Source organism: Micromonospora sp. M51 (genome assembly GCF_018070305.1).
Classification (GTDB): Bacteria; Actinomycetota; Actinomycetes; order Mycobacteriales; family Micromonosporaceae; genus Micromonospora; species Micromonospora parva.
Genome location: NZ_JAGPXZ010000113.1, coordinates 1 through 11,828, shown reverse-complemented (window position 1 = coordinate 11,828; position 11,828 = coordinate 1). Strand labels below are relative to the sequence as shown.

General features: G+C 68.6%; 15 protein-coding genes and 1 pseudogene. 8 read left to right on the top strand and 8 right to left on the bottom strand.

Features of this window, described 5'->3' with window-relative positions; translation table 11 throughout:
• Together KBX53_RS09090 and KBX53_RS09085 are read right to left on the bottom strand one after the other, a co-directional pair.
• On the bottom strand, window positions 1–565 hold a 565-nt coding region (locus KBX53_RS09090; protein WP_210858594.1), incomplete at its 3' end, for an ATP-binding cassette domain-containing protein.
• Entirely contained in the window at window positions 562–957 is a 396-nt protein-coding gene (locus KBX53_RS09085; protein ID WP_030328446.1) for a GntR family transcriptional regulator, read from the bottom strand. The genes KBX53_RS09085 and KBX53_RS09090, both read right to left, overlap by 4 nt.
• Window positions 958–1,235: 278 nt before the next feature.
• On the opposite strand from KBX53_RS09085, the gene KBX53_RS09080 reads away from it, so the two are divergent.
• Complete coding sequence (locus KBX53_RS09080; RefSeq protein ID WP_210858592.1) at window positions 1,236–3,083, top strand: heavy metal translocating P-type ATPase; 1,848 nt, start codon at window positions 1,236–1,238, stop codon at window positions 3,081–3,083.
• 136 nt (window positions 3,084–3,219) lie between these two features.
• On the opposite strand, the gene KBX53_RS09075 is transcribed toward KBX53_RS09080, so the two are convergent.
• Both KBX53_RS09075 and KBX53_RS09070 read right to left on the bottom strand, forming a co-directional pair.
• A complete protein-coding gene (locus KBX53_RS09075) occupies window positions 3,220–4,104 on the bottom strand; it encodes a DUF1963 domain-containing protein (RefSeq protein ID WP_210858590.1) in 885 nt (294 codons plus the stop codon).
• A gap of 94 nt (window positions 4,105–4,198) precedes the next feature.
• Window positions 4,199–4,825, bottom strand: a complete 627-nt coding sequence (locus KBX53_RS09070) for a TetR/AcrR family transcriptional regulator (RefSeq protein WP_247675339.1) — start codon at window positions 4,823–4,825, stop codon at window positions 4,199–4,201.
• A gap of 133 nt (window positions 4,826–4,958) precedes the next feature.
• On the opposite strand from KBX53_RS09070, the gene KBX53_RS09065 reads away from it, so the two are divergent.
• The 6 genes from KBX53_RS09065 (at window position 4,959) to KBX53_RS09040 (ending at window position 8,903) form a co-directional block, all read left to right on the top strand.
• Complete coding sequence (locus KBX53_RS09065) at window positions 4,959–5,429, top strand: nuclear transport factor 2 family protein (protein WP_210858586.1); 471 nt, start codon at window positions 4,959–4,961, stop codon at window positions 5,427–5,429.
• Window positions 5,430–5,468: 39 nt separating this feature from the next.
• The gene (locus KBX53_RS09060; protein WP_210858585.1) at window positions 5,469–5,786 is read left to right on the top strand and encodes an NIPSNAP family protein; all 318 of its coding nucleotides are present in this window, start codon (window positions 5,469–5,471) and stop codon (window positions 5,784–5,786) included.
• Window positions 5,787–5,954: 168 nt separating this feature from the next.
• Window positions 5,955–6,479, top strand: a complete 525-nt coding sequence (locus KBX53_RS09055; protein ID WP_210858599.1) for a DUF1877 family protein — start codon at window positions 5,955–5,957, stop codon at window positions 6,477–6,479.
• A 95-nt stretch (window positions 6,480–6,574) separates the two neighbouring features.
• A complete protein-coding gene (locus KBX53_RS09050) occupies window positions 6,575–7,426 on the top strand; it encodes a hypothetical protein (RefSeq protein WP_036410741.1) in 852 nt (283 codons plus the stop codon).
• A gap of 266 nt (window positions 7,427–7,692) precedes the next feature.
• Complete coding sequence (locus tag KBX53_RS09045; RefSeq protein ID WP_210858583.1) at window positions 7,693–8,181, top strand: hypothetical protein; 489 nt, start codon at window positions 7,693–7,695, stop codon at window positions 8,179–8,181.
• 152 nt (window positions 8,182–8,333) lie between these two features.
• Window positions 8,334–8,903, top strand: a complete 570-nt coding sequence (locus tag KBX53_RS09040) for an AAA family ATPase (protein ID WP_210858581.1) — start codon at window positions 8,334–8,336, stop codon at window positions 8,901–8,903.
• 36 nt (window positions 8,904–8,939) lie between these two features.
• On the opposite strand, the gene KBX53_RS09035 is transcribed toward KBX53_RS09040, so the two are convergent.
• Window positions 8,940–9,500 (bottom strand): hypothetical protein, encoded by a 561-nt coding sequence (locus KBX53_RS09035; protein ID WP_030328464.1) that lies wholly within the window; start codon window positions 9,498–9,500, stop codon window positions 8,940–8,942.
• Between the two features lie 68 nt (window positions 9,501–9,568).
• Here KBX53_RS09035 and KBX53_RS09030 point away from each other — a divergent pair, with 68 nt between their 5' ends.
• Window positions 9,569–10,108, top strand: coding sequence for an RNA 2'-phosphotransferase (locus KBX53_RS09030; protein ID WP_307857781.1), 540 nt, complete (start codon window positions 9,569–9,571; stop codon window positions 10,106–10,108).
• Between the two features lie 52 nt (window positions 10,109–10,160).
• On the opposite strand, the gene KBX53_RS09025 is transcribed toward KBX53_RS09030, so the two are convergent.
• From KBX53_RS09025 to KBX53_RS36245, 3 genes and pseudogenes are all read right to left on the bottom strand, one after another.
• Entirely contained in the window at window positions 10,161–10,340 is a 180-nt protein-coding gene (locus KBX53_RS09025) for a hypothetical protein (RefSeq protein WP_210858579.1), read from the bottom strand.
• Between the two features lie 76 nt (window positions 10,341–10,416).
• Window positions 10,417–11,439: a hypothetical protein gene (locus tag KBX53_RS09020; RefSeq protein WP_210858577.1), complete on the bottom strand. Its 1,023-nt coding sequence runs from the start codon at window positions 11,437–11,439 to the stop codon at window positions 10,417–10,419.
• Window positions 11,440–11,553: 114 nt separating this feature from the next.
• Window positions 11,554–11,828, bottom strand: a pseudogene (locus tag KBX53_RS36245) (ISAs1 family transposase); the annotation flags it as partial.

The following is an 11,828-nucleotide window of genomic DNA, read 5'->3' as shown; positions in this document are numbered from 1 at the left end:
ACAGGACGGTCACCTCGCCGTCGGCCACCGCGCCCATGAGGACCTGGAGGAACTCGTGCCGGGCCAGCGGGTCGAGGCTGGCCACCGGCTCGTCGAGGACGAGCAGGTCCGGCCGCTTCGCCAGGGCCAGCGCCAACGCGACCTGGGCCTGCTGGCCGCCGGAGAGCGTGCCGGCCCTGCGGTCGAGCGGGATGCCCAGCTTCGCCAGCCGGCGCTCCGCCAGCCCCTGGTCGAACCGCAGGTTGCAGGCCCGGCCGAAGCGGAGCATCTCGGCGACGGTGAAGCGCTTGTACAGCGGGTGGTCCTGGGCCAGGAACCCGACCCGGGACAGCGTTTGCGGGGTGCTGGCGGTGACGTCGTGGCCGAGGACCTCCACCGTGCCGGTGCTCGGTGCCAGCAACCCGACGACCAGGCGCAGCAGCGTGGTCTTGCCCGCGCCGTTCGGCCCGACCAGGGCGATCACGCCGCCCGCCGGCAGGGCCAGTGTGCAGTCACGCAGCGCCCAGCCCTTCCGGTACCGCTTGCCCACAGCGTCGGTGCGCAGCGCGAACTCGGTCGCTGTCACGCCACGTCCTCGTTTCGCGTCTGCTGGTGCACGGAGGTGAAGAGCGCGTTGACCGCCTGCTCGTCGAGGCCGGCGTCGTAGGCGCGGCGCAGCCAGGTCGCCAGGCCGCGGCGCAGCGACGTGTACGTCGATGGCGACATCGCGGCCGACTGCTGTTCGTTGACGAACGTGCCCTGGCCGGGCCGGCCGGTGACCAGGTTTTCCTGCTCCATCTGCCGGTACGCCTTGGCGACGGTGTTCGGATTGATCGCCAGGTCCTCGACCACCTCTCGGATGAGCGGGAGGCGGTCACCGGGTTGGAGGAAGCCCAGCAGCACCGCCTGGCGGACCTGCTGGACGAGTTGCAGGTACGGCGGCACGCCGGAGCGGGTGTCGAGCCGGAAGACGAACACGATGACCCCTTACTGATTTACTAGGAACATAGTAAAGCAGCACGGTGGCGGTCAAGAGAGGTCACCCGCCCGACCGAGCGCGGCACCGGATCCGGGGCCCGCCCGCGTGGGCGTCGGCCGGCACCCGCGCGGTCGGGGCCGACCTCGGAAAATCATGATGTTTCGACCACGCCGGCCTCGCGTTGTTGAGACTCTTGTTACTCGCCGGCGCCGGACCCGGCCGGCCATGGTTTCGCCGGCCAGGGGTGCGCGATGGCCCCTCGACGTGGGGGTGGGACGTGGTTGGCGGGTCTGCTGCGCAACGGTGGCGTGACGTCGCGCCGTTGGTCGTGTTGACGGTGCCGGTGCTGGCGGGCGCGGGGTTGTGGTTCGCGGGCCAGCGCGGGGCCGCCGACGTGTGCTGGGCGGCGACGACCTCGGTCACCCTGCTGGTCACGCTGCGCTGGTTGGTCCAGTCGTTGCGGCGGCACCGGATCGGCGTGGACGTGATCGCGACTCTGGCTCTGGCCACCTCGCTGCTGGTCGGTGAGTACCTGGCCGGGGCGGTGGTGGCGCTGATGCTGGCCAGTGGGCACACGTTGGAGCGCTACGCCCAGGGGCGGGCCACCCGGGACCTGCACGAGCTGCTGGCGCGAGCACCCCGCCGGGCACGGCGCCGCGGTCCGAACGGCGACATCCAGGACGTCGACGTGAACGACATCCGGAAGGACGATCGACTGCTGGTCGGCCCGGGTGAGGTCGTGCCGGTGGACGGCTTCGCCGAGGACGCGGCGACGCTGGACGAGTCCGCGGTGACCGGCGAGTCCCAGGCGGTCGAGCGCCGGGCCGGGGACCGGCTGGCCAGTGGAGTGGTCAACGCGGGCGCGGCGTTCGGGTTGCGGGTCGCCTCGGTGGCGGCCGAGAGCACCTACGCGGGAATCGTCCGGCTCGCGGAGGAGGCGAACGCGGAGAAGGCGCCAATGGTGCGGCTGGCCGACCGGTACTCGGCGGCGTTCGTGCCGTTCACCCTGATCCTGGCCGGTATCGCGTGGGCGGCCTCCGGGCAGTTCGTGCGGGCGGTGGCGGTACTGGTGGTGGCGACTCCGTGCCCGTTGCTGCTGGCCACCCCGATCGCGATAGTGGCGGGGTTGTCCCGGGCGGCCCGGCGCGGTGTGCTGGTCCGCAACGGCGGCTCGTTGGAACTGCTGGGCCGGGCGCGGACGCTGCTCGTGGACAAGACCGGGACGCTGACGGCAGGGCGTCCGGAGATGGCCAGGGTGCTGACCGCGCCCGGCGGCGACGGGGACGAGTTGCTGCGGATGGCCGCCTCAGTCGAACAGCTGTCCTCCCATGTGCTGGCCGCCGCGATAGTGCGGGCCGCCAAGGACCGGAGCAGTCGGCTCGTGGCGCCCACCGAGGTGACGGAGGAGCCCGGACAGGGGGTGCGCGGCCGGGTCGACGGCCGGCTGGTCCGGGTCGGCCAACACGGCGGTGACCTACCGGACTGGGCCGCACGCGCACGGCAGCAGGCGGAGGAGGACGGCCTGTCGACGGTCTGGGTGGGCCTGGACGGCGTCCTCGCCGGGGCGGTGCTTCTCCGCGACCCGGTACGGCCCGACGCGAAGGACACCGTACGACGGCTGCGGCAGGCCGGCTTTCAACGGGTGATCATGGTGACCGGGGACCGGCCGGAGGTAGCCGAGCGGGTGGCCCGCGCGGTGGGCGTGGATGACGTGGTCGCCCGCTGCTCCCCGCACGAGAAGGTGGCCCGGGTACGGACCGAGTCCGACCGGGCGGTGACGGTGATGGTCGGCGACGGGATCAACGACGCACCAGCGCTGGCAACCGCCGCAGTGGGCGTGGCACTGGGGGCGACCGGGGCGACGGCCTCGGCGGACGTCGCGGATGCGGTGCTGTCGGTGGACCGGCTGGACCGGTTGGCGGACGCGGTGGAGATCGCCCGCCGGTCGCGGACGATCGCGGCGCAGAGTGCTGGCGTGGGCATGGGATTGGCGGTGGTGGCGATGATCGCCGCCGCGTTCGGCCTGCTGCCCCCGGTGGCCGGCGCGTTCCTGCAGGAGGGCATCGACGTGGCCGTGATCCTCAACGCGCTACGCGCTCTCGGCGGCGGCAGGACCCGCGCCTGAGCGCTGCCCAACCGGCGCGCGGCTTCTTGGGCACGTCAGCTCCTGTCGGCACCCGACGACCCTTCTGAACCAGCCCGGCGAGGCGAAGCGAGGCGACGGTGCAGGACGTCAGGCACCGGCGGGCGCCGCCGGTGTTCTATGGGACCAGCTCGGCCACGGAAAGCGCCTCGTCCAGCCGACCAGCGGCCAGGTCGTCGTGACGGATCACGAAACTCCCGACGCTGCGGTAATAGAGCTCGTTGTCGACGGGAAAGCGGGCGAGCGACACCCACTCACTCGTCAGCCGGTGCGTCTCCAACTCCACCTGGGAATACCACTTCGCGACCGGGATGACGATCTCGCCGGTCTTCTCGCGCCACGCGAGGGTCTGCTCCGCAAAGCTCTGGACGACGTTCTCGTCGGCATACCCGCCGATCCAGGCGCTGACGTACTCGCTGTTCGGCGGCCAGAGGTCGTTGGCCAGCGCACAGAGTTCGTCCAGGTGCGGCAGGTCACGTTCGAGGTCACGGGCCACCTGCTGCTGAACGGGCGACAGGTCGTCCTCGTCGTCCTCGTCGTCCTCGTCGACCCCGAACCAACCGGGGAACTCCGCGCGCAGCGTGGCAGAGACGTCGTACTGCTCGCCGACGAACGCTTCGTCGGTGGATGCCGTCGCCACCTCGGTATCGGTACCGGCCGGCACATACACGACTCGCCCGTACCGCCGCTCCCCGGTGGCGGCGGCCTGCTCGTGGTTCAGAAAGAACAGCAGCGAGCCGTCTGCCGGCAGGCCGAAACCGTCGACTCTCGGCAGCGCCGCACAATCGACCGAGAAGATGAACGGCAACGGGCTGACCCCGTCGGACGGCCAGTCCATGCCCACCGGCAGTCGGGGCAACCCACCGAACTGCCCGACCGGAACACCGCCGACTCCCCCGCTCAGCCGGATCGACAGACGCAGGTGCTGGACGAACCGGCCGACCTCGTCGTCCGGGAGGCCCAACGCGAGCGCCGCCCGACGAAACTGCCCCTCATGATCCATAACGCACCATGGTGCCACGCAGGCAACAGCCAGAGGACGGAGCCCGGCAACCGGGTGCGCGCATCACGACCTGAGCGGACGCCGGCGGCGGCAGTCATTCCCGCAGGGACGGGGAACCATCGACAGCTTCCATCCGCTGACCGTGGAGCGCGCGAAGCGCGTCGAGCGCGACTGCGGTGAGAACGGCGCGGCCGACACCGGCGCGGCCGAGCAACTCCATCCCTCGGGTGACGGCGACGAAGTAGACCGCCAACGATTGCACGTTCGCGTCCTCCGGTAGATCCCCGTCCTCCCGCGCATGTTCCAGGCATTGGGCATAGACCTCGGCGAGCTGCTCGATACCGGCCTTCGTGGCCGTCGACAGCGGGTCATCCTCGCCTGTCGATTCGACAAGCGCCCGCGTGGTCAGCGAGACCCGCCGATCACTGCTGCTGAGCTCGATCGCCAGCCGGAGCATGTGGCCTCGAATTTGTTCCAGCGCCGAAGCGTCCTCGTGCCCGAGTGCTTCCGAGACGGCGCGCGTCGCTTCCTCGCGGTCCTCGGAGAGCGCTCGGAGGAACAATTCCCGCTTCCCGCCGAACGCGTTGTACAAGCTCTGCTTCCCCAGACCGGTGGCCCGCACCAGGTCGTCCAGCGTCGCAGCGGCGAGGCCGTGCGCCGCGAACACCTCGCCGGCGCTGCTGACGACATCACTTTCGACGAACTTACGGGGACGAGGCATGTGAGCAAGCATACGTTATTGACCATGTGGTCAAAAACCTGTTAGCTTGGTTGGAGCGCCCGTCAATACTCGACTCCTGGCGGGCGTCGGCACTCAATTCCGGTAGCGACACCAGGGCTTAGGGAAGAGCGACGTGAGAACTAACGAAGAGGTTGTCCGCGAGGCATACCGGCTGGCGGAAGGAAGCGTCCTGGACGGGGATGGCTTTCGCGCCCTGTTCACCGAGGACGGGGCGTTCAACGACATGCCGAACTCGATGAGCTTCCGCGGGGACGAGATTCCGCAGGCATTGATGGGCTTCGCCAGCGTCTTTCCCGACGTCCACCGCGAGCTACTCGCCGTGCATGCGCTCGGTGCTGTCGTTGCCGTCGAACTCCGAATTCAGGGAACGCATCTCGGCGGGTTCCCCACCCCGGCCGGTGAAATCCCGCCGACCGGTAACCGGATCGACGTGCCGACGGCAGATCTCTGGCATCTCCGGGACGGAAAAATCGAAAGGTTCGACTGCTACAACGCGGCGAACGTGCTGCTCGCACAAATCGGCGTGAAGCCCGACTTCGACTCGGCAATCAAGGCCGCCAAGACAGCGGCCGCAGGGGCGTAGCTCCATCAACTGACCCCACACCCCGGACGGAGTCAGATCATGTATCAGATCCGGACCTACACCCTGCGCACGGCAGAAGCGCTCCAGCAGTACGCCACAGTGCACTGGCCACGGCATGTCGCCAGCATGCCCGCATTCGGTGTCACAGTGCACGGCTTCTGGACCGATCACCAGGCCGGCGCGCACCGTTTGATCGCCCTGCTCTCATTTCGGGAGGGCACCCACCCCGCCGAATTCACCACCGCTTACGTCGCGAGCGCCGAACTGGCGGCGGACATGCGGGGCTTCGACGTCAGCGACATCGTCGACGTCGAGGAACTGCTGCTCGATCCGGTCACCGGATCTCCCCTGGCCTGAGCGAGGATTCACTGTCGCATTGGTGGGGCGGTTTCGTTCGCACCGAACCGCCTCCAGACGCGGCACCGTCGGATGTGGCGAGCCACGCCGGCGGTGCCGCCGCCATGCACGACACCGCCAGCGCAGACAGCCCAGCTGACGTTGAAGTACTAGTCTCGCGCGGTGAGCATGAACGGCAACTGGCTGCGCGTTTCACCGGCCGAACTGGAGCGGGCCAGAACTGACCTCGGCTGGGCGTACGACCTCGCCATGGCGGAACGGGACGACAACTCCGAACGTTGGGCTTCCACCGACAAGGCATGGGACGGGCTTGATTTCCTCCTCGATCGGCTGGGTTTCGAAACTCCGCTGGTTCTGGGCACCGAGAGGTTCGTGGAGCTGCCAGATGTCGAGCCTGACAGCGACGAGATGTTCGACTTCCTGGAAAACCTCGAGGACGACTGGGGCTACGGGCCACCCTCCTATCTGGCACCAATCGACGTAGCGACGGCGGCCTCGAGACTGGCTGCGCTCACCGCGGACGACCTCATCCGGGGCGTCGACCCGCAGGAGTTGAAACGGGCCAACATCTACCCCGGCCCCTGGGAAGGACCCAGCGAACTGGCCTGGGTGGCCCACTATCTACCAGACGTCCAGGCCTTCTTCGCCGCAGCCGCCCGGGACAGTGCTGCGGTGATCTGCTGGCTTGACTGATCGGTGACTCAGCGGCCGGAGCGCCGGTAGCGCTCACGTCAGGTCGTCGACGCGCAGTCCGATCTGGACGACGAAGGGGTGTGTAGTGTGTACTCATGACACTCGCTGATCTCCGGCACCTCGCGAGCCCGCTCACCCCACGCCATGCCACCCCGGTCGACGACCCGGCCGAACGGCACCGTCTTGCCGCAGAGGTCGACACCGATACGTCCGAGTACATCGCCGGCTTCATCTCTCAGACCGGCCGGGTGCTCGGTGAAGTGGTGCAGTCGGGTGAGACCGTCCTGTACGAAAGCGACATCGCGCTGGATGAGGATGGGGACTGGACGCCCGGGGACCCGTCTCTCATGTGGAGGGTGGCAGCGGGCACCCCTCAGGAGGACGTATACGACGACGCCGCCCGCATCTTTTTGGCCCACAGCCTGCGCACCGGGGCCGCCAGTCAGTTCTGTGGATGGCGGGACCGGGTTGTGGCAATCGTGCCCGAGGAAGTCGGCCCCAAGGAGTCAAAGATCATTCGTACGTTGGCTGGCGGCGGCATCGAGGTCGTACACACGTACAACGTTCTTGATGCCTACGGCACCTACGCCCGATGGGTCACCGACCTTGCCCTGGAGTACGGAAGCGGTGACGATGCAATAGCTTCGGACACGCCCCAACCGCCCGGCATGGCACGACCGGTCGTCAGCGCATGGCTGATGCGCGAGGCGGGCGAGGCACAGCTCCAGCAAGCCCGCCACTCCCTCAAGTTCGGCTTGGCGGGGTACGCGCGGGTGCCGAGTGAGGAGTTGCCGATCGCCGAACTCGCGCGCTCCCTCTACACCGACCGCGCGAACCTGACGAAGGTCATCAAGGCGGCCGAGAAAGATGCCAGGATCACCGGCATCCTGGACGCGATCGCGTCCGGGGACCGCGACCGGATCATCACGACCCTTCGCAACGGGTAGAACGGCCGGACCTCTGCCGACCTGAGACGGCAGCCCGAGCCGGAGGCCGCCATTGGCGCACGTATGTGGAACGGCCACAGAATGCACTGCGCGGCTGCCTTCGTTCACAGTAACGGCGCCGCCGCGCCAACCAGGTCCTCGGTGAGGCGCGCGTCGCGTCCAGTTGCAGCCCTGGGGCTCGGTGCTCGTCGACCACTAACTGACCCCACCGGATCGACCATGGCTGGTAGCGTGCGCCGAACATGAAGATCACGGGGGAAACATCGATGAACCGAACTCGACTCGTCCTGACTGGCGTGGCCGTTGCGGCGGCGATCGCCACGGCCGGCTGCGATCCGCAGCCCGAATCTACGGACACCTCGACCTCCTCATCCCCGGCGGCCACGAGCGCCGCCCCGACCGCCGGTGCGGCCACCACCGCGGCCAGCCCCGCAGCCGACGGTGCGGCCACAGCGAAGGCCTGCGCCGACATCAAGAAGGACATCAAGGACAACGCGACCAAGATCGCCGAGGCGGAGAAGATCGGCCCGCCGGCCGGGCACTTCGCGGTCAGTGCCCAGTGGGCCGCCGGGTCGGTCGCGATCCTGGCGCACTCGATGGGTGCCAACGAGGCAGTCACCGCCGCCTCCGAGAAGGTCCAGAACGAGATGATGGGCCTGAGCGACGCGTACAACAAGTCCGCCGACGCCAAGCCCAGCAAGAAGGCACTGGAAGCCGCTGTCAAGGAGCTGGACACGGCCTGCTCGGCCGCCTGACCGGTCCGACCACGCAATCGGCGGTGACCACCACCCGGGTGGTCACCGCCGATTCGCAGGTCCGTGGGGCCCTCAGCCGATCTCAGCGCGCACTGGGGCAATAGTTCGGGCCGCCTCCGACGAGGACGACGATCATGAGACCGGGAGGGGACATGGCCAGCAGCGGGGTTGTCGTGTTGTCGGGCCCTCCCTGCTCGGGCAAGTCCACTGCGGGAAGGGCTCTGGCTGAGGTGCTGACCGCCTCAGGTCACTGCCGGATCTACCTGGAGGTCGACGCTCTGTTCGAGCTTCTGTTCCCTGAGTCCGATCGGAATCGTGACGACCGCTTGCGCGCGTACGCCGGTGCGCACCTCCTCGCGCGAATGTTCGTCGATGGTGGAGAGACCGTGGTGCTCGAATGCACCTACGCCCGCGGTGACCAGCGCGCCAGTCTCGTGGAAGCGTTGGCGGGATCCGCCGCGCCACTCTGGGTCGTCGAGTTCTTCGTGACTCCCGACGAGGCCGTGAGCCGTTTCCGGGGGCGCCCCCAAGCCACGGATCTTGACGAAGCACTCGTCCGCGAGCGCGCTGAGGCGTTCCCGTACTTCGACGACGCCCTTCGAATGGAATCGTCCTCGGGGTCACCCGAGGACCACGTACAGAGCATCGTCACGTGGCTGCGACAAGACCCTCGGCCGGTGGACCAGGACCTGTGGGCTCGGACTGGAAGGGGCTGGAGCTGAGGCGCCGAACCGCTCCTTGGCGTACACGGCACCTGATCACGCGTCGTCGGTCGGGATGTCCTCAAGGTGCTCGATCTCGACGACGTGGAGGCCCCTGTCGTCGGCCGCCATCTCCGCGTGGATCTGGTCGCCCCGGTCACTCATCGAGGCCTTCGACGACCACCAGGGATCCCGTACACAGCGGCCCCGCCACAGCACTGTCGTCTCGGTGGGGCTGACGAAGTAGCCGGCCAGGCCACGGCGGGTACCGAGGGCGATCCCCGCGCCGGCGGCGGCCAGCGGCTGGCCGGCTGCCGCCGCCGTCACACCGAGGTCGACGAAGGCCTCACCGTCGGAGCTGCCCGAGACCACAGTGATTGCCGGTCCGCCGCGGGCCACCTCGCTCACCAGCACCCAGCCCCGCTCCCACTTCCCGGCCTGGTGCCGGGCGAGGATCCGCCGGTCGACCTCGGCGAGGTTGGCCAGGCTCTGGACGGTCACCTCGTCGGCCTTCAGCACGAACGCGCCGGCCCGGGAGAACCGGATCCGCAGCCCGGCGTTGCCGTGGGCGATGCCGCTGACCGTGGGGTCGCCGTCGGCCGCCAGCCAGGTGCTCACCAAGCCCGGGTTCGGTGCCGCCGGAAAACCTCTCGATCCACGCGACGGAAATCGACCACAATGCCACAGTGGAACGCGAGCGCATGGTCACGTTGAGCAAACGGATGTCAAAGGCACTGCGGCACGATCCCGGGCGGGCCGGCCTGGTGCTCGACCCGGCCGGTTGGACTCCCGTCGACGCCCTGCTCGCCGCCCTACGGATCGAGCGGGCCGAGCTGGACGCGGTCGTCGCCGGCAACGACAAGCAGCGGTTCGCTGTCGCGCGCGGCCCCGACGGGGTGCTGCGGATCCGAGCCAACCAGGGCCACTCGGTTCCGGTGGACCTCGGGCTGCCCCCGGTCACCCCACCGGACCGGCTCTATCACGGCACCGGCGCCGGTGCGCTGGAGTCGATCCGGGCCACCGGCCTGCACCGGGGCGGCCGGCACCATGTCCATCTCTCCGCCGACACCGAGACCGCCCACCGGGTCGGGGCCCGACGGGCCGGTCGGGTCGTGATCCTCACCATCGACGCTGCGGCGATGGCCGCCGCCGGGCACGTGTTCCACCGCAGCGCCAACGGCGTCTGGCTCACCGAGGCGGTCCCGGCCGACTATCTGCTCGACTGAACCCGGCAGCGAAACAGATCGTCTCCTACGAGCCGACCATGGACGATCAGGCTTATCCCGAATCCCACTGATAGCCGCGACGAGTCAGGCAGGGGCCCTCGTGGACGCCGTCCGGGCAGAGCGTCTCGACCAGACGGTCGGTCAAGGCATCGACCTCGCTGGCCGAAGCGATCACGGGGATGGTGATCCGCCAAAGCTGCGCCTGGCCATCGTCGACCTCGGGAGTGGTCATCGGCGGTACCTCCAAGGGTCCGCGTGAGGCCGGCGTCGGCCCAGCAAGCCCGACGCCGGGTGCCGGCCTGCCGCTGCTAGAACCGCGCGGGTCGCCAGGACGGCCCCGCAATCTTCGGCGGTTTGGCGATCGTGGGGATGATGGCGTGCCAGGTGGCGTGCCAGGCGCTGGGAGGGAGTGCCAAGGTGGCACACACTTCGCCCGCCAATTCCCCAGGTCTGCGGCCATGCCACGGGGTGTCAACGAAGATCTGGTAGTCACCGTCGAGCTGCAAGGCGACCCGGAACAGCTCCTGATTGCCGTAGTCGTTGGCGGCCCAACTGGGTCTCAGGCCGTAGGTGAGCAGCCGATCGCGGTCCATGTCCGTCAGGACATGTCGTCCGGCCGTACGCTCCGGCGTCTCCCACGAATGATCCGCAGCCACCCGCGCGACCTCAGCGTCGTACTCCGCAGCTGCGAAGGAGACACCCCGCATCATGGGCACCTCGAGCGACCAGTCCCAGTGCACCAGATCGCCGTCACGCACGATGATGACGTCCGTGGATCCACAGCCGTACACACCGCACTCGCATCGGGCGATGGCAACGGTCCTCGGCTCGGGGGTGGCCGCGAGACGATTGGTGGGAACAAGGACGTCGTACGGGTCCATCCCGAGGCCTGCTCCGGCAGAGGTCATCTCCGTGCCGTTGACGTAGACCTGCACTTGGAAGCCGCCGCCTGCGTCGCCGGGCACCGGCGATACCTCCAGACGGAGAGAGTCGACTCCTGGTCGACGGACGACTCCTCCACCTGAGGCAAGGGTGAAGCCCGGGGGAACAGTGCCCGGACAGGGGATCCCAAGTTCCTCAAACGACTTGCCCACGAGATCACGGATATCCCAGGAAGAATCATTTACCGAAGCACCGGCGAGTTCACGCAGCGTCGGAGAGTCCAGCCCGTCGACCAACGCCTGACAAGCGGAATGGATCAGGTCCGCCAAGCCGTACCCGGTCTCGACGTTCCATTGCGCCACCGCGTCGTACAGGCGCTGCTCCGCGAACCCGCCGCCATTCTCAGTCACGCCGGTCATCATCCACGGCCCTTGAACGAAACGCGCCATCATTTCACGTCTGCCGTCCTCGGGTCCGCCGCTCCTCACTCGACGGACAACCCGGGCCGTCGGTCCTGACGCCTTCGAGGTCACCGTTCAGGAAGCAGGGCCCCGGCAAAGTCGTCAGGTGATGCCGAGTAGAGCGAGTGGGCGGGTGCTGTCGCGGGCGTGGTGGCGGTTGGCGGCGGCGATGTTGGTGATGCCTGCGGCGCGTAGTGCGCGATGGCGGCGTTGCGGAGGACGGCCATGACTTGGGGTCTGGTGCCGGTGCGGATCTGGGAGCGGTCTTCGTCGTCGGTGACGTCCCGCACCCAGTGGACCCTGTTCTCGATGGACCTGTTGCCACGGATCCACCTGGTGAGTTTCGCCGGGTTGGCCTCATGGACGTGGAGGTCGGT

Coding starts and splice junctions, on each gene's coding strand:
- KBX53_RS09020 (WP_210858577.1), bottom strand. CDS start 11,439: ATGGCGCGTTTCGTTCAAGGGCCGTGGATGATGACCGGCGTGACTGAG.
- KBX53_RS09045 (WP_210858583.1), top strand. CDS start 7,693: ATGAACCGAACTCGACTCGTCCTGACTGGCGTGGCCGTTGCGGCGGCG.
- KBX53_RS09055 (WP_210858599.1), top strand. CDS start 5,955: ATGAACGGCAACTGGCTGCGCGTTTCACCGGCCGAACTGGAGCGGGCC.
- KBX53_RS09075 (WP_210858590.1), bottom strand. CDS start 4,104: ATGGATCATGAGGGGCAGTTTCGTCGGGCGGCGCTCGCGTTGGGCCTC.
- KBX53_RS09070 (WP_247675339.1), bottom strand. CDS start 4,825: ATGCCTCGTCCCCGTAAGTTCGTCGAAAGTGATGTCGTCAGCAGCGCC.
- KBX53_RS09025 (WP_210858579.1), bottom strand. CDS start 10,340: ATGACCACTCCCGAGGTCGACGATGGCCAGGCGCAGCTTTGGCGGATC.
- KBX53_RS09040 (WP_210858581.1), top strand. CDS start 8,334: ATGGCCAGCAGCGGGGTTGTCGTGTTGTCGGGCCCTCCCTGCTCGGGC.
- KBX53_RS09060 (WP_210858585.1), top strand. CDS start 5,469: ATGTATCAGATCCGGACCTACACCCTGCGCACGGCAGAAGCGCTCCAG.
- KBX53_RS09050 (WP_036410741.1), top strand. CDS start 6,575: ATGACACTCGCTGATCTCCGGCACCTCGCGAGCCCGCTCACCCCACGC.